The following is an 18,274-nucleotide window of genomic DNA, read 5'->3' as shown; positions in this document are numbered from 1 at the left end:
GGTATTACTCCTTTGTAGCGGCTATTAGTGTCGGCCCGGACGCGCTTGTCAATTCAATAAGGGTTTTAATTATTTACTTTGCTCCGGTGAAGTCGGCGGTTTCGGCATGCCACGCGGGCCTGCAAAACCCCAGATGATCAAACCGATTACCGGCAGCAGCACGATTACCAGTGCCCAGAGCAGCCGAGTGTTCTGGCTCTTCTCGCTGCGCCACAGGTTCATGATGGTGACCAGGTCAACGAAGGCGATAACGACGAATGCGCCAAGCCAGAAAAGCATGGAAGGATCGCTCATGGCAGATCTCCTGTCGTTGCGGCGAACCCTGAAACTAGAGTTCGCAAAAGTTAAATAGGACGTGGGGAGGCGTCGCTGACGATTTGGCCATCGGTTGCCAAACGCCCCGAGGCGGTACAGGGCACGGGCTCTGTTTTATTTCGAAATACGGGTGGGTGATTAAGTTCGCTTGAAAAGATGGTCGGCCATAGTGGCCTTTTGAAATTGTATGGGCACTGTGTTTAATTAAAGCGTGCACGATGCCCGTGCAATAAAAACACTTCATGCAAAGTGCAAGAAAACCGCACAAGCGTAAGCGGCACGATGCTCAGTAAAACCGGCGATTTTCATCCGAAAGCGAAGTTGGCATATGTGATGCACTTGTCCAGTGGCATCTCTGAACATCTGCCTGCAATGCAATAAAAGGATCAGCCGATGAACACTGCCACTCTCGACCAACTGAGCATCGCACTGCCGGATCATACGGTTTCCATTACCCCGCGCCCGGATGGCATGTACCTGCTGAGCATCAGCAAGGAGGGCGAGGCTATTTTCCTCAAGGCGGTCGACAGGATGGCCGTGGATACCGCGGACGGCGCTCGCGCCCTCGAACGTGAGATCCTTCGTGATCGCAAGCTGGTCAGTGGCGAAGTGAACTGGAAAGGCGCCGGCGCACAGTGGGTGTCGCGCAAGTTGCCGACCTTCACCGGCGCCCCGGTCAACCCGACCGCTGCCAAGCTGATGTGGTCGCGTCGCAATCTGGACGCCGTGCTTTGAGTGCAAAGGCCGCCGAGAAAGCCCCGCATCGGCGGGGCTTTTTTTGGGCCATGAGTGCTGGCCAGCACGGTAGGGCATATGTGCGAAGCAGTACGGCGTTGCCGTTGTGTCGGGAGTTGGTGGACTGTTCGCTTCGCTCCAGAGCCCGCCCTGTGAACTGCAGCGCTTTATTCCGCAGCTGCGGGCCCGTCTCGATGAGGCGAGCCCGAACCTAGGATTTGCCCAGCAGGCGCGAGGCATCGAAGCCCATGCGCATGTTGCCCCAGTGGCGGCCCTCGAAGAAGAACGGCACGTCGATCTCGGTCATGATCTCGCCGGTGTCGCGCAGATAGGTCTGCAGCAGGAAGCGCTGGGTGTTGCTCGCCGCGCGCAGGCCCACCGGGTCGGAAAACATGCGCTTGTTGCGGCACACCGGCAGGTCGACGGCGCGATCACCCGTCGGCGCTTTCGACACCCAGCTGTTGTTCACCGGGCAATAGCCCCTGGTGTCGACGATAAAGGTCACGATGCCGCCGTGGGTACCCTTGGTCAGCCGGTCGATCTCTTCCTGGCAGATTTGCGCGAAGCGCTCGGTGTAGCCCGTCATGTACTGCTTCGGGTCGGTATTGGGAATCAGCTTGTAGTTCTGGTCGAACAGGTTGACGCCTTCGCGCTGCAGTGTCGCCAGGCGCGCCTGCAGGGCGTCGCGGCACTGTGTGGCGCGGGTGATGGCGGCATCGAGTTCGCCCTCGCCGAGCACGAAGCGGCCCAGCAGCGTTTGCACCCGCTCGGCAACGGCGGACAGGTCGCGGGTGGCCGTGGCTGACCGCTGCATGCGCTGGTCGATGGCCTGGCTGTCGGCATGGATCTGGGTGACGCGGTCATTGATACCGGTATTGGCGTCGGCCACCTGCTGGATGTGCTCGGCGATCTCCGCCAGCTTGCCGTTGGTGGATTCGAAATCGCTGATCATGGTCTCGAAGTGACCGGTGGCCCTTTCCACCACCACCTGGGTTTCCCGGGCGCTCTGGCTGATGCGCGCGGTCTGCTCGTGGGTGGTGCTGACTTCCTTGAGCATGGCGTCGATGTTCTGCGAGATGTCGCCCGTGGCGCGGCTGACGTTCTGCGCCAGGGTGCGAACCTCGTCGGCGACAACCGCGAAGCCGCGGCCGCTTTCCCCGGCACGGGCCGCTTCGATGGCCGCGTTGAGGGCCAGCAGGTTGGTCTGCGAGGAAATCTGCTGGATCAGGCCGACCACCGACTTGATATTCGAGGAACGCTCGTTGAGCGCCGAGACCAGGGTGCTGAATTCGTTGAGGCTGGTGGAAATGGCGCTGATGTTGCCGGTGACTTCCAGCAGTTCGGCGTAGGAGTCCTGGGCCATGCTCAGGTTGTGGGCGGTGGTGCCGGAGATCGCCTGGGTCTGCTGCGACACCTCTTCGATGCGGCCCACCGCACTGTTGCTCTCGCTCATCACTTCGTTGGCGAAGCGTGCCTGGTGGGTGGCGCTGTCGCTGGAGTCGCTGATGTTCTTCAGCGAACGGGCGGACTCGACGGCGATTTGTACGGTCAGCGCCTGCACGTTGCTGATGATCTCGCGCTGCTTGGCCAGGAAGCGGTTGCAGGTGCTTGCCAGGGTGCGGATTTCATCGTGGGTGAGCAGGGGCAGGTCGCGGGACAGGTCGCCTTCACCGCTGGCGATTTCTTCCAGGGCGCGGGTCATGTTGTCGACCGGGCGCACGATCAGGTGGCGGAAATACCAGACCATGAAGCTGACCATGCCCAGGGTGAAGATCGCGCTGAGCGCCAGGGCGGTGCCGAGGGTGTCGAGCTTGCCTTCGACCTGCTTGAGCAGCACCGGGTCGAGTTGCGCACCGTGCAGCAGTTGCACGATGTCGGCCCGCAGGCTGAGGGCCACCCAGACCAGCAGGCCGCTGACCAGCACCAGCAGGAACAGGCTGGATAATTTCTTGGTCAGGGTATCGAAAAAGTGCATCTCGATCGAATCGTACAGCGACTTCAACGACTGCATGCTGCAGCTCCTGGCAGAGAAAAATCCTTGGAATTTTTATTACTTCGACCGGCCGGGCGGAACCTTTAACTAAAAAAGCGCCTGGTTCGCCGACGTTACGCGCGAGATTCGCACAAGACCCCGCGAGGGCGCGCAGTGTAGTGCCTCCCATGTTGCGGATAAAGAGCTCAGCATACAAAAAAATGACGTCAATCCACCTTTGCTAAAATACCGCTGCCGACGCCGTGCCGATAGCGGCTTTCCCTAAGGGCAAGGCGTCAGGCGCGCCTGCCGAACTCTGCCTGCTGGGCGGTCCAGCCGGCCACCCGCTCGCTGAGCGAGAGGCCCAGGCCAGGGCGGTTCGGCACCCGCATGCGGCCGTCGCGGGTTTCCAGGCGCTCATTGAACAGCGGCTCGAGCCATTCGAAATGCTCCACCCAAGGCTCGGAGGGGTAGGTGGCGGCCAGGTGCACGTGCAATTCCATGGCGAAGTGGGGGGCGAGCATCAGCCCGGCCTGTTCGGCCATGGCGGCGATCTTCAGGAACGGGGTGATGCCGCCCACCCGCGGCGCATCGGGCATCAGGTAGTCGGCGCCACGGATTTTGATGAACTCGGCGTGCTCGGCGACGCTGGTGAGCATCTCGCCGGTGGCGATCGGGGTGTCGAATGCGCCGGCCAGGGCGGCGTGGCCCTCGGCGTCGTAGCAGTCCAGCGGCTCCTCGATCCATACCAGGTTAAACTCTTCGAAGCGCCGGCACATGCGCTGGGCAGTGGGGCGATCCCATTGCTGGTTGGCGTCGACCATCAGCGGGAAATCGTCACCCAGGTGCTGACGGATGGTGGCGACACGGTGCAGGTCGAGAGCCGCGTCGGGCTGGCCGACTTTCAGCTTGATGCCGCCGATGCCTTTCTCCCGAGACAGGTCGGTGTTGACCTTCAGCTGATCCAGTGGCGTGTGCAGGAAGCCCCCGGAGGTGTTGTAGCAGCGCACCGAGTCGCGCTGGGCGCCGAGCAGGCGGGCCAGGGACAGGTTGGCGCGCCTGGCTTTCAGGTCCCACAGGGCCACGTCGAAGGCGCCGATGGCCTGGGTCGACAGGCCGCTGCGGCCCACCGAGGCGCCGGCCCAGCACAGTTTGGTCCAGAGTTTCTGGATGTCGCTGGGGTTCTCGCCGAGCAGCGCCGGGGCGATCTCCCGGGCATGGGCGAACTGGCCGGGCCCGCCGGCGCGTTTCGAGTAGCTGAAGCCCAGGCCGCGATGGCCGTCCTTGCTCTCGATCTCCACGAACAGCATGGCGATCTCGGTCATCGGCTTCTGCCGGCCGGTCAGCACCTTGGCATCGCTGATCGGGTTGGCCAGGGGCAGAAACACCGAGGCGATGCGCACCAAGGCGATCTGATCCTGGTCGGCGCTGCCTTGGGGGAGGGTGTGTTCACTCATGTGGATTACCTCGCTTGACGTTCTTGTTGGGGCCGCCAGGTGATGCAAGCGCTGGCGTGAAGGCGGACGTTAGGCTGATTAGCTAATCATTCAAGCGATTGGGCGGGGCTTCAGGACTGCAATAAGGCAGGAGCGGGCATTGAGCTTCAACCCGCAAGCCTCAAGCTGCAAGAAGAAGCTAGAGCACTGCGGACTGCTTGTAGCATGGAGCTTGCAGCTTGCGGCTGCTCCCGCCCGCAATCAGCCAAGCACTGAAGTCGGGCTGGAAATATGAGTCGGCTCTCAAGCGCTCTGTCGCTCGACGATGCTGAAGCCCGTATCGATGCGCACCTTCACCGGCTCTTCGTGGGGATGGTCGAGGCGCTGCAGCAGGGCGTGCGCCGCCTGCAGGCCGATCTCGGCGCCGTTGACGCGCACCGTGGAAAGCGACGGCTGCAGGTGCGCCGCGATGTTCAGGTCGCCAAAACCCATCACCGCCAGGTCGTCGGGCACCCGGATGCCGTGCTCGGCGGCTTCCACCAGCACGCCATGGGCGAGGGTGTCGGAGCTGCACACCAGCACCTCGGGGCGCTCGCCGGCGGTCAGCAGGCGCCGTAGCCCCTCGCGGCCCAGATCGACCGTCGCCGGTGGTGGCAGCACCACCCGGGGCCCATCGGCGACGCCCTGGCGGGCCAGTTCCTCGACCAGGCTGTCGCAGCGCCGCTGGCCACGGGGGTCGTCCAGGGTCAACACGGCGAAACGCCGGTAGCCCTTGGCCGTCAGGTAGCGGGCGATGGCGGCGCCGACCGCTTCGTGGGAAAAGCCCACCAGCATGTCCAGCGGGCGTGGCGCCAGGTCCCAGGATTCGACGATGGCGATGCCCGAGCGCGACAGGCGCGTGCGGCTGGCCTTGGTGTGCAACGTGCCGGTAAGCACGATGCCGTCGGGACGGCGGCGCAGGATGGTGTCGAGCAGCTGTTCCTCGCGCTCGGCGCTGTAGTTGGTCAGCCCGATCAGGGTTTCGTGGCCGGCTTCGGTGAGGGTGCCGATCAGCGCCTGCACGGTGTCGGCGAAGATCGAGTTGGCCACGGTCGGCACCAGCAGGGAAACCAGCCGGCTGCGCTGCGCGCTGGGGGCGGTGAGCATCGCCGGCAGGTAGCCGGTCTGCTGCACGGCGCGAAAGACCTTTTCGCGCAGCTCGGCGCGCACGATCTCTGGCTGGTTGAGGGTGCGCGACACGGTGATCGGCGACACCCCGGCGACCTTGGCGACGTCTGCCAGGGTCGGTGCCTTGCCCACTGTCAGGCTCGAACGCGTGCGGGTGGAACGGTCATCGCTCATGGGCGTCCTCGCGCGGGGTGGGTAGCGGGCGATAGTAGCAAGTCGGCGGCTGGCGGCGCGTACTGGGCTGGGGTCGCGGGGCAGGCGCTGGGCAGCGGGGCTTGCATGCGCTCGACATGCTGCAAGCGGCCACTCATCCCTGCGGCTGAACTAAAGGAATCGGCGCTTCCTCGGTATTTAGAACAGGCACCCAACCCTCGTTCTGGAGAGCAGCATGCGCGCATTGACCTACCATGGCAGTCACGACGTTCGCGTCGACAACGTACCCGACCCCGTCATCCAGGAGCCGGACGACATCATTCTGCGGGTGACCGCTACCGCGATCTGCGGCTCGGACCTGCACCTGTACCGTGGCAAGATTCCCCAGGTGAAACACGGCGACGTGTTCGGCCACGAATTCATGGGTATCGTCGAGGAAGTCGGCAGCGCCGTCACCGCGGTGAGCAAGGGCGACCGGGTGATCGTGCCGTTCGTGATCGCCTGCGGCGATTGCTTCTTCTGTGACATGAACCTGCATGCCGCCTGTGAAACCACCAACGACGGCCGCGGCGCCATCCTCAACAAGAAACAGATTCCTTCCGGCGCCGCGCTGTTCGGCTACAGCCATTTGTATGGCGGCATGCCCGGCGGCCAGGCCGAACTGGTGCGGGTGCCCAAGGCCAACGCCGGCCCGTTCAAGATTCCCGATGAGCTCGACGACGAGCGTGTGCTGTTTCTCACCGACATCCTGCCGACCGGCTACCAGGCGGTGATCAATGGCGGGGTGAAGGAGGGCAGCAGCGTGGCCATCTACGGCGCCGGCCCGGTGGGGCTGATGGCCGCCGCCTGTGCGCGGATGCTCGGCGCCAGGCAGATCTTCATGGTCGACAACCAGCCGTACCGCCTCGAGTATGCGCGGGCGACCTATGGCGTGGTGCCGATCAACTTCGACAAGGTCGATGACCCGGCCGAGGCGATCATCGAGCAGACCGAAGGTTACCGCGGTGTGGACGCCGCCATCGATGCCGTGGGCTTCGAAGCCAAGGGCAGTGCCACGGAAACCCTGCTCACCCAGCTCAAGCTCGAGGGCAGCAGCGGCAAGGCGCTGCGCCAGTGCATCGCTGCGGTCCGGCGTGGCGGTACGGTAAGCGTGCCCGGCGTGTACGCAGGCTTCATCCATGGTTTCCTGTTCGGCGATGCCTTCGACAAGGGGCTGACCTTCAAGATGGGCCAGACCCATGTGCATGGCCTGCTGCCTGATCTGCTGGAACGCGTCCAGAGTGGCGTGCTGCAACCGGAGGTCATCATCAGCCATCGCATGAATCTGTCCGATGCGGCCGAAGGTTATCGCCTGTTCGACAAGCAGGAGGACGATTGCCGCAAGGTCATCCTGCGACCTTGAGCCGGTTGCCAACGGCAGGGCCGCCTGGGGGCGGGCTTGCCGTAAGGACTGGCCTTCACAGCCCATATAAAGGCAGCCTGTTGTCAATTTGTAAGTGTTGTAAATAAATGGCAGGCGACATCGTATACATGAGCCTGAATAATCTCCGGTAGTTGTATTTTGATGGCATGCAAAATGCGGCGCCCCTGAAGTTGCATCTTGCACTTTGCAATATCGATGTTTGTGAAAGTGGTCTGAAAAGCCCTGTTTACAGGCGTTCACTGACTTCCCTGGATTGGCATGTAGTGTGCAATAACGAGTGACGTTAAATCGTCATTCACCAAGGGAGTTTTCCGATGACTGCTGTTGCCATTGAAGTGCTTGCGTCTGCGCTGCCCAATCATGAGATCACTCTGACGCCGCGCCCGGACGGAAAATTTCTGCTGACAGTTGCCAAGGGTGGCGCGACTCAACTGCGTAGGGCTGTCGACCGCCATACCGTGGTCGATCAGAACGAGTTGCGTGCCCTGGCGCACGAGCTCGAGCGTGACCAAAAGCTGGTCAGCGGCGAGATTTCCTGGAAGGGGGCCGGTGCTCGCTGGGTGCGCCGTCAACTGCCTACCTTCACCGGTGCGCCGGTGAGCCCGACCGCGGCCAAGATGATGTGGACCCGTCGCAATCTGGATCGCCGCCAGCGCCCCACTGCCTGAGCGCTGGCCGATCGCCGAGCCCCGCACCTTCGCGGGGCTTTTTATTTCCAGTCGCAGGAAGTGATACCCCCTATATCTATACAAACAGCTATATAAACGGATATTTGTATAATTTATTCAGGGCTTGTGCGGCACTTCATCGTTTATTTGTAGGCAATGCGAGCGGATTGTTTTGCCGACGCCAATCGTCATTCGGTAATTGCGCGGCCTTGGAATTAACCGCTCGTCCTGAAATGCGAACGTATTGGCCGCCGCCTCGTTCCCAATAACGAATCCCAATCAAATCCAGGAGCGAACGATCATGGCGACCAAGACCGAAAATCTGTTGAGCTGGCTTCGCGATGCCCATGCGATGGAGCAGCAGGCCGAGCAGATGTTGAAAGCACAGGCATCGCGCCTCGAGCATTATCCCAAGCTCAAGACCCGTATCGAACAACATATCGAGGAGACCCAGGGCCAGCGTGAATTGCTGGAAGGTTGCCTGGAGCGCCTCGGCGAGAAGCCCTCGATGCTCAAGGACATGGCCGGCAAGCTCGCGGCCTTCGGCCAGGCGGTCGGCGGCTCGGTGATGAGCGACGAAGTGATCAAGGGCGCCATGAGCGGCTATGTGTTCGAGAACCTCGAAATCGCCTCCTACACGGTGCTGATCGCGACGGCCAAGGCAGTTGGCGACCGCGAAACCCAGCGGGTCTGCGAAACCATCCTGCCCCAGGAGGAAGCAATGGCCGAGTGGATCAAGGATCACCTGCCCGAGCTTACCGACGCCTTCCTGACCCGCTCGGAAGCGCCGGACACCGAAGCCAAGCGTTAATTGGCCAGGCGGCGCCTCGCAGCCCGCTGCAAGGCGCCGCCGCCCTGTCTTTCCGTTATATCGGTTGCCCTCGAAGTGCCCAGAATCATTACCTCCAGCGATCCCGATCCCTCTGCGGACAGTAGCGAAGTCTCCAACTCGCTGATGTTCGGCACTCCAAAGGAGCGCCTGGATTTCTACCGGCGGGAAATCCAGTACGAAACCAACCTGATGGCCGACCGCACCAACGCCTACCTGGCGGCGCAGTCGTTTCTGGTTATCGCCTATGCCTCATCGATGGCCAACGCCAACCCGGACTGGGGCGACCTGTTCACCCTGGTGGTACCCACCTTGCTGGCGCTGCTGGGCATCGTCAGCTCGCTGAATGCCTGGCCTGGGATCCGCGCCTCGGCAGCGATCATCGGCCACTGGCATTTCAAGCAGGAGCAACTGCTGCGCAGCGAGCCGAAGTTCGGCCATGCCTATGACGAATCGCCGCTGTTCAGCGAGCACGAGTCCAGCGAGGACCGCTACTTCAAGTCCCTGCGCTTCTCGCTGCGTTCACCCTGGATGTTCACCATCTTCTGGGCCGGGCTAGGCGCGTTCTCGGTCTGGCTGCAGCTGTCTTCGTCGACCAAGGTCTGAGCTGCCGCGTCTGAGACCTGCGGTTACCTTTAACAGATCGCACGGCAGCTGGCCGCCCGTGGTCATTAACTCGAGGCAGGCAATGGGGCGCTGCCGGCGATGGGCGAGGAGGCCGCGCACGTGAAACCCACCTGGATCGCCAGCACGGTGATCATCGTCCTGCTGCTCGCTGTACTGCCGCTGTCATACCAGCTATGGCCGGCGCGCACGCCGGTGGCTGCGGCCGTCGAGGCGGGCACGCCCATCGGTGGGCCGTTCGAACTGCAGGGGGCCCATGGCCGCCGCGTGACCGAGCAGAGCTTCGAAGGTCAATGGCTGCTGGTGTTCTTCGGCTTCACCCGCTGCGCCGATATCTGCCCGACCACCCTGATGCAGATCGCCAAGGTGCTCGACGGCCTCGGCGAGCAGAGCGCCCGGCTTCAGCCGCTGTTCATCAGCCTCGATCCCGAGCGCGACACGCCCGAGGTGCTGGCCGCCTACACGACGTTTTTCGATGAGCGCATCCTCGGCCTGACCGGCAGCCCGGAACAGGTCCGACAGGTGGCCGAGGCCTATGGGGTGTACGTTCGTAAGGTGCCCATGGGCGATACCTATATGCTCGACCATACCGGCTCGGTGTACCTGATGAACCCGGACGGTGAGCTGGCCACCCTGATCTCGCTGCAGGGGGCGCCGGCCGATGGGGTGCGGGACATCTCTGCCGCCATGGGACGCTCACGGGATGGCTGAGCGGCTCGGGGAGGGCGCCGCGGTGCGCAGAGCGGCATGGAACTGGCCGCTGGCGCTTGGTTTTCTGGTATTGGCCGCGTGCTGGCTGGGCCCCTTGCCGGCGATGAGTCGCACGGCATTTTCCGCCCATATGCTCTTGCACCTGGGCGTGGTGGCGCTGGCCGCGCCGCTGCTGGCCATCGGCCTGGCCCGCACCGGCCTGCGGGTGGATGGGCTGCGCCACAGCAGTGCGGCAGTGTTTCTGGTGTTCGCCGCGGAAATGGCGGTGGTATGGGGCTGGCATGCGCCACCGCTACATGAAGCAGCGGCGCTCAACGTCTGGGCGTTCGTCGCCCAGCAAGCCAGCTTTCTCGCCGTGGGGCTCGGCGTCTGGCTGCTGGGCTTCGCCAGCGACTCGCGCCGGGGCCTGGCGGCCGCCATGTTCGGTTTCTTTCTGACCTTCGTGCACATGACCATGCTGGGCGTGGTGCTGATCATGGCGCCCAGGCTGATCTATCCGGCCGAGCTGTGCCTGGGCGCATTCGGTTTCGAACAGCTGGATGACCAGCGCTTCGGCGGCATTCTGATGGCAGCCTGGAGCGCCGTGGCTTACCTAGGCGGGGCGGTGGTGCTGGGCGCGCGCCTGCTGGCGCCGGCACGGGGGGGCGAGGGTTAGAGGCGCGCCAGCGCCGGCATCTTGCCAGCGCTGGCGGCAGGCCTACAGCCTGAAGTTGCCGACCAGCTCGTCGAGCTGGCGCGACAGGCTCTGCAGGTTGCTGCTGGCGTCGTTCAACTGGTCGGCGATCTGCGTGGTTTGCTGGGTGAACTGGTTGATCTGCTCGACGTTGCGGTTGATCTCCTCGACCACGGCGGACTGTTCTTCGGTGGCCGTGGCGACCTGGATGTTCTGGTCGCTGATCTGGCTGATATGGCCATTGATCTGTGCCAGCGCCTCGGAGGCCTTGCCCGCGTATTCGACCACCCGTTCGCTCTGCTGGCGGCCCTTGGCCATGGCCTCGACCGCCGAGCGCGACTCGGCCTGCAGGCGGTCGATGACCTTCTGGATTTCTTCGGTGGACGCGCCCGAACGGCTGGCCAGGGTGCGCACCTCATCGGCCACCACGGCAAAGCCGCGGCCCTGTTCGCCGGCGCGGGCCGCTTCGATGGCGGCGTTGAGGGCCAGCAGGTTGGTCTGCTCGGAAATGCTGCGAATGGTGCCCAGGGTGGCGCTGATCGCCTCGATCTGCCCGGCCAGGGCGCCGACCACGCTGGCGGTCTGCTCCAGTTCGCCGCTGAGCGAATCGATCTGTCGGTTGGCCTGGTCAACCACCTCGCGTCCGCCATTGGCATGCTCGGTGGCTTCGCGGGCCACCTTGGCAGCGTTCTCGGCATTGCCGGCAATCTCGTTGACCGTCGAACCCAGCTCATGGATGGCGGTGGCCACCTGCACGGTGCGGTCGCTCTGGGCCACGCAGTTGCTCTGGGTCAGGCGCGCACGTTCGGCCACCTCGCGGGCCATGGCAGAGAGCTGGCGGGAATTGCCGGCCAGCTGCTGCATGATGCCATGCACTTTTTCCAGAAAGCGGTTGAAACTCTGGGCGATGTCGCTCAGCTCGTCGCTGCCACTGAGTTCGATGCGCGAATCGAGTGCCAGGTTGTCGGCGGCATGGCCCAGGCTGCTCTGCAGGGTGGACACCCGGCGCCGCAGGTTGGCGACGATCAGCCAGGAGGTGACGAAGGACACCAGCAGGCCCAGGGCGATGATCGTCAGCTGCTGCAGGCGGCCCTGTTCATAGTTGTCGGTGCTGCGCTGGTTTTGCTGCTCGGCCTGCTGCAGCAGGGTGTCGAGCAGTTCACCGGCACCCTGGCGCATCACCCCGTAGCTCTTGGCGTACTGGTCGCGGTAGATCTGCTGGGCCCGGGCCATGTCGCCCCCGTCCAGGGCCTGCAGCATCGGCATGAGTTCCGCGCTCACCATGGCCTCGAACTGGTCGAGCAGGCGCTGCGCCTGGGCGCGGCGCTCCGGGTTGACCTGGGCCTCGACGGCATGGCGCATGGCCTCGCGCATGCCAGGAATATCTTCGTTGAGCGCCTCCTGCACCCGGGTCTTGACCCCGCGCTCGTCGCGCAGGGCGGTGTCCTGCAGCAGCATCATGTCGATACCGACGCGCATGCGCGGGATGCGCGAGGCGGCTTCGGCCATCGCGCGCATGGGGGCGGAGGTATTGAGATAGAGCGCGCTGGCTTCTTTCTGCATGTTCGACATGCTGGTGAGGCTGGTCACAGCAACCAGAATCAGGGCGATGCAGGGGATGGCCACTGCGATGATCAGACGGGTCTTGAGTGTCAGCGTGTCGAGGCGCATGGGTGGGTTTCCATGTCATTGGAGTGGCGCCAGTATAGGGTCACTCGGTAAATACTGCGCCATCATTTCCGATCTCTGCAGCCTTGTACGCAGCCTTGGAAAAACTGTGCGCCAGGGCGCGCTGTAGGAGTTTCTCCCGGCGTGCTGGAACGCGTGGGCAGGCCGCCGTTCCACCGGGTTGCGAATGATGTCACTTTGGCTGTGTTTTTCGCTTCTGTAGGCGACATATTTACCCGTACTATTTGCGCCCAAAACCTGCTCCAACTATTGCCTCCCCTCACTGTCACTTTCTCAAGTCGATCGCAAAAGGTCGGCCTGTATCCGTTTAGGAGTTTTGGCTCATGGCAGCACTGCAGACCGGCACCGTCCAGGCGATCAAGAACAACCAGGCGCAATTGCTGGGTGAATGGAGCAGAGGCCTGGAGGCCAGCGGCTCGACCCGCAACCTCAAGGAGCAGGAGCTGCAACAGCAGACCAGCGAGTTCCTGCAACTGACCCTGGCTGCGCTGGAAAGCGACAGCGGCTCGAACATCGCCACCGCCGGCTGGGAGGCTGTGCGCCAATTTCTCGAGCGCCTGTCGGCCAGTCGTGCCTTGCTCGGTCATGACTCGCACCAGACCGCCAACTTCATCTTCGCCCTCAAGGGCCCGCTGTTCGCCCTGCTGCAGCGCCACTACAGCGATCAGCCCGAGCAACAGGCCCAGCAAGTGCTGGATGTTTCCGAGCTGTTCGACAACCTGGGCATGCATACCATCCGCACCTTCCAGAAATCCCGCGAGGCGGTGATCAAGCGCCAGCAGGAAGAACTGCTGGAGCTGTCCACCCCGGTGGTCAAACTGTGGGATGGCGTGCTGGCGCTGCCGATGATCGGCACCCTGGATTCGCAACGCACCCAGGTGGTGATGGAGTCGCTGTTGCAGCGCATCGTCGATACTGGGGCAGAAATCGCCATCATCGACATCACCGGCGTGCCGACCGTCGACACCCTGGTCGCCCAGCACCTGCTCAAGACCGTGACCGCCATCCGCCTGATGGGCGCGGATTGCATCATCAGCGGCGTGCGTCCGCAGATCGCCCAGACCATCGTGCACCTGGGCCTCGACCTGCAAGGTGTAGTCACCAAGGCCAACCTGGCCGACGCCCTGAAGCTGGCGCTGAGCCGCCTGGGCGTCAACCTCGCAAAAGCGGGTTGAGCCCATGGAACGCATCCCGATTTTGCGGATGGGTGAGTTCCTGCTGGTGACCATTCAGGTCGACATGCACGACCAACTCGCCCTGACCCTGCAGGACGACCTCGCCGAACTGATCAGCAAGACCTCGGCCCGCGGCGTGTTGATCGACATCTCGGCGCTGGACATGGTCGATTCGTTCATCGGCCGGATGATCGGCACCATTTCCGGCTTGTCGCGCATCATGGACGCCGAAACCATGCTGGTCGGCATGCAGCCGGCGGTGGCGATCACCCTGGTGGAACTGGGCATGACCCTGCCCGGCGTGAGCACCGCGCTGGATGTGGAGCGTGGCATGCAGCGCCTGCGTGAGCGAGTGGCGCGGCGATGATCGTGCGCAGCAGTGGTACCCAGCCGATCGCCATCGAGCAGGACGTGGTACTGGCCCGCCAGACGACCCGCAAGCTGGCCACCGAGTGCGGCATGCGGCTGATCGATCTGACCAAGCTGGTCACTGCGGTCAGCGAGCTGGCGCGCAACACCATGGTCTACGGTGGCGGCGGGGACATGGACTGGCAGGTGCTGGACGACAGCACGCGGGTCGGCCTGCGCCTGACCTTTCGTGACGAAGGCCCGGGCATCCCCGACCTCAAGCTGGCCATGACCGATGGCTGGACCTCCGGCAACGGCTTGGGCCTCGGCCTCACCGGCGCCAAGCGCCTGGTCGACGAATTCGAACTGGACAGCGAGCCGGGAAAAGGCACCAGGATCACGATCACCCGATGGACATGAGCATCAGCGGCAGCGTCACCCAGGTGCTGCCCATCGACGACGACAGCCAGGTCGGCCATGCCCGACGCAGCGCCCAGAAGCTGGCCGAAGGGCAGGGGTTCGACGCGTCCGACGCCGGGCGGGTGGCGCTGGTGGCCACGGAACTGGCCAGCAACCTGCTCAAGCATGCCGGGCGTGGCGAGCTGCACCTGCGGGTATTGCCACGCAGCAATGGTGCCGGGGTGGAAATCGTCGCCGTGGACCGCGCCGCCGGGTTCGACCTCGATGCCTGCCTGGCAGACGGCTACTCCACCGGTGGCACCCAGGGCATCGGTCTGGGGGCGATCACTCGCCAGGCGGATGTCTTCGACGCCTACGCCGATGGGCGCGGCGCCGTGCTGCTCGCGCGCTTCTATCCGCGCACCGTGAAAAAACCGGATCTGCCCATTGGCGTCAGCCAGCATGCACTCAATGGCGACCCGGCCTGTGGCGATGCCTGGCACGTGGCGCTCAGCGGCAACGCCATCAGCGCCCTTGTGGTCGATGGGCTGGGCCACGGCGAGGAAGCCGAACAAGCCGCCCTGGCGGGCACCCAGGCGTTTGCCCACGGGCCCTTCAATGACCCCCTGCTACTGATCGATGACTTACACCGCGCCATGCAGGGCTCGCGCGGTGGCGCGGTGGCCATCGCCCAGGCGCGGCTCGACCTCGGCAACCTGCGTTTTGTCGGCATTGGCAATATTACCGCCAGCCTGATCGGCACTGGGAAGTCCCGCGGCCTGGCTTCTCACCCGGGGATCGTCGGCGGTCAGTATCGCAAGGCGCAGCCGTTCGACTTCGAGCAGGTGAGCGGCCAACTGCTGATCATGCACAGCGATGGCCTGCAGTCGCGCTGGAACCTGGGCGACTACCCGGGGCTGGCCTACCGTCACCCGGCGGTGATCGCCGCCGTGCTGCACCGGGATTTCTGCCGCGGCCGTGACGATGTCACGGTGGTGGTCATCGCGTTGGAGGCCGTCCATGGCTGAACCCGAAAACCTCACCCATGCCGAGCAGGCCGCGCTGATCGCCCAATTGCGCAGCGAGAGCGCCGCCCTGCGCGAAGAGCTCGAGGAAACCAATCAGGGCGTGCTGGCCCTGTACGCCGAGCTCGACAACCAGGCCGAGGAGTTGCGCCAGGCGTCGGATCTGAAAAGCCGTTTCCTGTCCTACATGAGCCATGAGTTCCGCACCCCGCTGGGCTCGATCCTGAGCATCACCAGCCTGCTCAGCGACGAACTCGACGGCCCGCTCAGTCCCGAGCAGCACCGCCAGGTCGCTTTCGTCAGCACCGCCGCCCGGGAGCTGAGCGACATGGTCGACGACCTGCTCGACCTGGCCAAGATCGAGGCGGGGCGGATCAGCATTTCCCCGGCCTGGTTCGACATGCTCGACCTGTTCTCGGCGCTGCGCGGCATGTTCCGGCCCATCGTCGATGCCCGCGCGGTGGACCTGATCTTCGAAGAGCCGGTGGGCTTGCCGCGCCTGTACACCGATGACAAGAAGCTCGCCCAGATCCTGCGCAACTTCATTTCCAACTCGCTGAAGTTCACCGCCCGCGGCGAAGTGCGCGTGTCGGCGCGCCTGGAAGGCAGCGACCGGGTGCGCTTCGCGGTCAGCGACACCGGCATCGGTATCGCCGCCGAGCTGCACGACGCCCTGTTCGAGGATTTCTCGCAGATCGACTCGCCCCTGCAGAAACGCCTGCGTGGCACCGGCCTGGGCCTGTCGCTGTGCAAGCGCTTCGCAGCGCTGCTCGGCGGCGAGGTGGGGGTGCAGAGCGAGCCCGGCGTCGGCTCGGTGTTCTCGGTGATCATTCCGCTGGCCATTGCTGCAGAGGTGGCCAATGAACAGTGACAGCCGCGTCCTGATCGTCGATGACAACGCCGCCACCCGCTACGCCCTGCGCCGACGCCTGGAGCGCCATGGCTATCAGGTGCTGGAGGCTGGCACCGGCTGCGATGGCCTGGCGCTGATTCGCGGCGACGCGATCGATGCCCTGGTGCTCGACGTCAACCTGCCGGACATGAGCGGCTTCGACATCGTCCGCAGCCTGCGGGCCGAACCGCGCACCGCGCTGCTGCCGGTGATCCACGTGTCCGCCGCGTCGATCCAGACCGGCGACATCGTCACCGGTCTGGAGGCCGGGGCCGATGCCTACCTGGTGCACCCGGTCGACCCGGACGTGCTGCTGGCCACCCTGCGCACGCTGATGCGCGTGCGTGATACCGAGGATGCCCTGCGCGCCAGTGAGGCGCGCTTTCGGGAGATCTTCGTCAACGTCAGCGCGCCCATCGCCGTGCTGGGTGCCGACCTGGCGGTACATGAGTGCAACCACGCCTTCGCCCAGCTGATCGGTGGCGCGGAGGGCCTGCGTCGGTGCTTTGCCGATGACCAGGCAGCCATGCTCGACGAGTTGCGCGGGCGGCTGGCGGCAGGGGAACGCTGGAGAGGCTCGCTGACCATGCAGGTACACGGCGAGTCGCGGGAAACCGAGTGGCAGGTATCGCCCTACCGGGATTCGGCGGTGAGCCTGGTGTTCGTCGAGGACGTCACCGAGCACCGCCGCCGCGAGCGCCTGCACAAGGCCCAACTGGACGATGCCACCACCCAGCTGGCCCACGAGGTGGCCGAACGCGCGCGTACCGAAGCGCAGCTGTTGCAGATGCAGAAGATGGAGGCGCTGGGCAACCTTACCGGTGGCATCGCCCATGACTTCAACAACATGCTCACCGGCATCATCACCAGCCTGGAACTGATCCAGAAGCGGGTGAGCGAACACCGCCTGGATCGCGTGCAGCTGTATACCGATGCGGCCCTCAATTCGGCGATGAGCGCCGCCGCGCTGACCCATCGCCTGCTGGCCTTCGCCCGCAAGCAGCCCCTGGACAACCGGGCCGTGGACGTCAACGAACGCATTCGTTCGCTGGAAGACATGCTGATGCGTACCATCGGCGAGCAGATTTCCCTGACCCTGGAGCTCAACGGCAAGCCGTCGATCGCCCTGGTCGACCCCAGCCAGCTGGAAAGCGCGGTGCTCAACCTGGTGATTAACGCCCGCGACGCGTTGCCCCGGGGCGGCCATATCTGGGTGACCACCTACACCGCCCATTCCAGTGGTGACCCGAACCTGACCGACGGCGCCTATATCGCCCTGTCGGTGCGCGATGACGGCACCGGCATCGAACATGCGTTGATCGACAAGGTGTTCGACCCCTTCTTCACCACCAAGCCGGTAGGCCAGGGTACCGGCCTGGGGCTGTCGACCATCTACGGCTTCGCCCGCCAGTCCGGAGGGCATGCGGGCATCCGCAGCGCGCCCGGGCGTGGCACGGAAGTGACCGTCATGCTGCCGGTCAGCAGCGAACCGCTGGTCATCCAGGCGGCTGCCGAGCAGACGGACTACCGCGGCGCCGGCGAGTACGTGTTGATCGTCGAGGACGTGCCCTCGGTACGCTCGTTCGTGGCCGAGGTGCTCGAAGAGGCGGGCTACCGCTGTGTCCAGGCTGGCGATGTGGAGACTGCACTGGTTCACCTGCAAGGCGAGGGGCGGATCGACCTGCTACTTACCGATGTGGGCTTGCCGCGCATGAATGGCCGCGAACTGGCCGAGCGGGCGCGCACCCTGCGCCGGGACCTGCCGATCCTGTTCATGACCGGCTACGCCGAGAAGGCCATCAATCGCGAGGTGTTCCTGAGGCGCGGCATGGAACTGCTGGCCAAGCCGTTCAAAATGAACGAGCTGCTGGAAAAGGTCCGGGCCTCGCTCCCCGAGCACTGACCCAGGCGCTGCCCCGGCGAACCTGGGGTCGCAGCCTGCAGCTCCTTCACGGGCGGTGTCCAGTGCGCTTGCTGCATGCACAGGTCAGCCGTTTCAACGGGCATGGGTGACCGTCGTCAAGCCTGCCGGTTCGCCGG

Annotated in this window: 17 protein-coding genes and 2 pseudogenes; 13 read left to right on the top strand and 6 right to left on the bottom strand. The window is 64.3% G+C overall.

What is annotated here, in order from left to right; all coding sequences use genetic code 11:
• Positions 1–69 precede the first annotated feature (69 nt).
• On the bottom strand, positions 70–294 hold the full coding sequence (locus SA190iCDA_RS17600) for a PLD nuclease N-terminal domain-containing protein (protein WP_070885356.1): 225 nt from the start codon (positions 292–294) through the stop codon (positions 70–72).
• Positions 295–708: 414 nt separating this feature from the next.
• Between SA190iCDA_RS17600 and SA190iCDA_RS17595 the strand changes: the two genes are divergently transcribed.
• Positions 709–1,050, top strand: coding sequence for a hypothetical protein (locus SA190iCDA_RS17595; protein ID WP_070885355.1), 342 nt, complete (start codon positions 709–711; stop codon positions 1,048–1,050).
• 211 nt (positions 1,051–1,261) lie between these two features.
• Here SA190iCDA_RS17595 and SA190iCDA_RS17590 read toward each other — a convergent pair whose 3' ends face one another.
• The 3 genes from SA190iCDA_RS17590 to SA190iCDA_RS17580 all read right to left on the bottom strand — a co-directional run bounded on the left by SA190iCDA_RS17590 (position 1,262) and on the right by SA190iCDA_RS17580 (position 5,799).
• Positions 1,262–3,061 (bottom strand): methyl-accepting chemotaxis protein, encoded by a 1,800-nt coding sequence (locus SA190iCDA_RS17590; RefSeq protein WP_070885354.1) that lies wholly within the window; start codon positions 3,059–3,061, stop codon positions 1,262–1,264.
• A gap of 257 nt (positions 3,062–3,318) precedes the next feature.
• Positions 3,319–4,479, bottom strand: coding sequence for an L-talarate/galactarate dehydratase (locus SA190iCDA_RS17585; RefSeq protein WP_070885353.1), 1,161 nt, complete (start codon positions 4,477–4,479; stop codon positions 3,319–3,321).
• Between the two features lie 282 nt (positions 4,480–4,761).
• The gene (locus SA190iCDA_RS17580) at positions 4,762–5,799 is read right to left on the bottom strand and encodes a LacI family DNA-binding transcriptional regulator (RefSeq protein WP_070885352.1); all 1,038 of its coding nucleotides are present in this window, start codon (positions 5,797–5,799) and stop codon (positions 4,762–4,764) included.
• 214 nt (positions 5,800–6,013) lie between these two features.
• Between SA190iCDA_RS17580 and SA190iCDA_RS17575 the strand changes: the two genes are divergently transcribed.
• The 6 genes from SA190iCDA_RS17575 to SA190iCDA_RS17550 all read left to right on the top strand — a co-directional run bounded on the left by SA190iCDA_RS17575 (position 6,014) and on the right by SA190iCDA_RS17550 (position 10,688).
• Entirely contained in the window at positions 6,014–7,180 is a 1,167-nt protein-coding gene (locus SA190iCDA_RS17575; protein WP_070885351.1) for a zinc-dependent alcohol dehydrogenase, read from the top strand.
• Between the two features lie 335 nt (positions 7,181–7,515).
• Complete coding sequence (locus SA190iCDA_RS17570) at positions 7,516–7,869, top strand: DUF3509 domain-containing protein (protein WP_070885350.1); 354 nt, start codon at positions 7,516–7,518, stop codon at positions 7,867–7,869.
• A gap of 301 nt (positions 7,870–8,170) precedes the next feature.
• Entirely contained in the window at positions 8,171–8,680 is a 510-nt protein-coding gene (locus tag SA190iCDA_RS17565) for a ferritin-like domain-containing protein (RefSeq protein WP_070885349.1), read from the top strand.
• Positions 8,681–8,755: 75 nt separating this feature from the next.
• A complete protein-coding gene (locus SA190iCDA_RS17560) occupies positions 8,756–9,304 on the top strand; it encodes a hypothetical protein (RefSeq protein WP_070885348.1) in 549 nt (182 codons plus the stop codon).
• A gap of 120 nt (positions 9,305–9,424) precedes the next feature.
• Positions 9,425–10,033, top strand: a complete 609-nt coding sequence (locus SA190iCDA_RS17555) for an SCO family protein (RefSeq protein ID WP_070885749.1) — start codon at positions 9,425–9,427, stop codon at positions 10,031–10,033.
• A gap of 22 nt (positions 10,034–10,055) precedes the next feature.
• Positions 10,056–10,688 (top strand): cytochrome c oxidase assembly protein, encoded by a 633-nt coding sequence (locus SA190iCDA_RS17550; RefSeq protein WP_236100880.1) that lies wholly within the window; start codon positions 10,056–10,058, stop codon positions 10,686–10,688.
• A gap of 42 nt (positions 10,689–10,730) precedes the next feature.
• On the opposite strand, the pseudogene SA190iCDA_RS23560 reads toward SA190iCDA_RS17550, so the two are convergent.
• Together SA190iCDA_RS23560 and SA190iCDA_RS23555 are read right to left on the bottom strand one after the other, a co-directional pair.
• Positions 10,731–11,327, bottom strand: a pseudogene (locus SA190iCDA_RS23560) (methyl-accepting chemotaxis protein); the annotation flags it as partial.
• Between the two features lie 306 nt (positions 11,328–11,633).
• Positions 11,634–12,377, bottom strand: a pseudogene (locus tag SA190iCDA_RS23555) (MCP four helix bundle domain-containing protein); the annotation flags it as partial.
• Between the two features lie 341 nt (positions 12,378–12,718).
• On the opposite strand from SA190iCDA_RS23555, the gene SA190iCDA_RS17540 reads away from it, so the two are divergent.
• Genes SA190iCDA_RS17540 through SA190iCDA_RS17515 form a run of 6 tightly spaced genes read left to right on the top strand, consistent with a single transcriptional unit; the run spans position 12,719 to position 18,137 of the window.
• Entirely contained in the window at positions 12,719–13,570 is an 852-nt protein-coding gene (locus SA190iCDA_RS17540) for an STAS domain-containing protein (RefSeq protein WP_070885345.1), read from the top strand.
• Between the two features lie 4 nt (positions 13,571–13,574).
• The gene (locus SA190iCDA_RS17535; protein WP_070885344.1) at positions 13,575–13,937 is read left to right on the top strand and encodes an STAS domain-containing protein; all 363 of its coding nucleotides are present in this window, start codon (positions 13,575–13,577) and stop codon (positions 13,935–13,937) included.
• The gene (locus tag SA190iCDA_RS17530) at positions 13,934–14,338 is read left to right on the top strand and encodes an anti-sigma regulatory factor (protein ID WP_070885343.1); all 405 of its coding nucleotides are present in this window, start codon (positions 13,934–13,936) and stop codon (positions 14,336–14,338) included. The genes SA190iCDA_RS17535 and SA190iCDA_RS17530 overlap by 4 nt, the downstream gene beginning before the upstream one ends.
• Positions 14,335–15,345: an ATP-binding protein gene (locus SA190iCDA_RS17525; RefSeq protein WP_070885748.1), complete on the top strand. Its 1,011-nt coding sequence runs from the start codon at positions 14,335–14,337 to the stop codon at positions 15,343–15,345. Before SA190iCDA_RS17530 ends, SA190iCDA_RS17525 begins: the two co-directional genes overlap by 4 nt.
• Positions 15,338–16,213: a sensor histidine kinase gene (locus SA190iCDA_RS17520; RefSeq protein ID WP_070885342.1), complete on the top strand. Its 876-nt coding sequence runs from the start codon at positions 15,338–15,340 to the stop codon at positions 16,211–16,213. Before SA190iCDA_RS17525 ends, SA190iCDA_RS17520 begins: the two co-directional genes overlap by 8 nt.
• Complete coding sequence (locus SA190iCDA_RS17515; RefSeq protein WP_070885341.1) at positions 16,203–18,137, top strand: response regulator; 1,935 nt, start codon at positions 16,203–16,205, stop codon at positions 18,135–18,137. The genes SA190iCDA_RS17520 and SA190iCDA_RS17515 overlap by 11 nt, the downstream gene beginning before the upstream one ends.
• Positions 18,138–18,274: the final 137 nt, after the last annotated feature.

This window comes from Pseudomonas argentinensis (assembly GCF_001839655.2).
Classification (GTDB): Bacteria; Pseudomonadota; Gammaproteobacteria; order Pseudomonadales; family Pseudomonadaceae; genus Aquipseudomonas; species Aquipseudomonas argentinensis_B.
The sequence above is the reverse complement of the archived record's forward strand: the minus strand, read 5'-3'. Positions and strand labels throughout refer to the sequence as shown.

Bases quoted from the DNA above. Each gene is read 5' to 3' on its own strand.
- SA190iCDA_RS17600 (WP_070885356.1), bottom strand. From the start codon at position 294: ATGAGCGATCCTTCCATGCTTTTCTGGCTTGGCGCATTCGTCGTTATC.
- SA190iCDA_RS17595 (WP_070885355.1), top strand. From the start codon at position 709: ATGAACACTGCCACTCTCGACCAACTGAGCATCGCACTGCCGGATCAT.
- SA190iCDA_RS17590 (WP_070885354.1), bottom strand. From the start codon at position 3,061: ATGCAGTCGTTGAAGTCGCTGTACGATTCGATCGAGATGCACTTTTTC.
- SA190iCDA_RS17585 (WP_070885353.1), bottom strand. From the start codon at position 4,479: ATGAGTGAACACACCCTCCCCCAAGGCAGCGCCGACCAGGATCAGATC.
- SA190iCDA_RS17580 (WP_070885352.1), bottom strand. From the start codon at position 5,799: ATGAGCGATGACCGTTCCACCCGCACGCGTTCGAGCCTGACAGTGGGC.
- SA190iCDA_RS17575 (WP_070885351.1), top strand. From the start codon at position 6,014: ATGCGCGCATTGACCTACCATGGCAGTCACGACGTTCGCGTCGACAAC.
- SA190iCDA_RS17570 (WP_070885350.1), top strand. From the start codon at position 7,516: ATGACTGCTGTTGCCATTGAAGTGCTTGCGTCTGCGCTGCCCAATCAT.
- SA190iCDA_RS17565 (WP_070885349.1), top strand. From the start codon at position 8,171: ATGGCGACCAAGACCGAAAATCTGTTGAGCTGGCTTCGCGATGCCCAT.
- SA190iCDA_RS17540 (WP_070885345.1), top strand. From the start codon at position 12,719: ATGGCAGCACTGCAGACCGGCACCGTCCAGGCGATCAAGAACAACCAG.
- SA190iCDA_RS17535 (WP_070885344.1), top strand. From the start codon at position 13,575: ATGGAACGCATCCCGATTTTGCGGATGGGTGAGTTCCTGCTGGTGACC.
- SA190iCDA_RS17530 (WP_070885343.1), top strand. From the start codon at position 13,934: ATGATCGTGCGCAGCAGTGGTACCCAGCCGATCGCCATCGAGCAGGAC.
- SA190iCDA_RS17525 (WP_070885748.1), top strand. From the start codon at position 14,335: ATGAGCATCAGCGGCAGCGTCACCCAGGTGCTGCCCATCGACGACGAC.
- SA190iCDA_RS17520 (WP_070885342.1), top strand. From the start codon at position 15,338: ATGGCTGAACCCGAAAACCTCACCCATGCCGAGCAGGCCGCGCTGATC.
- SA190iCDA_RS17515 (WP_070885341.1), top strand. From the start codon at position 16,203: ATGAACAGTGACAGCCGCGTCCTGATCGTCGATGACAACGCCGCCACC.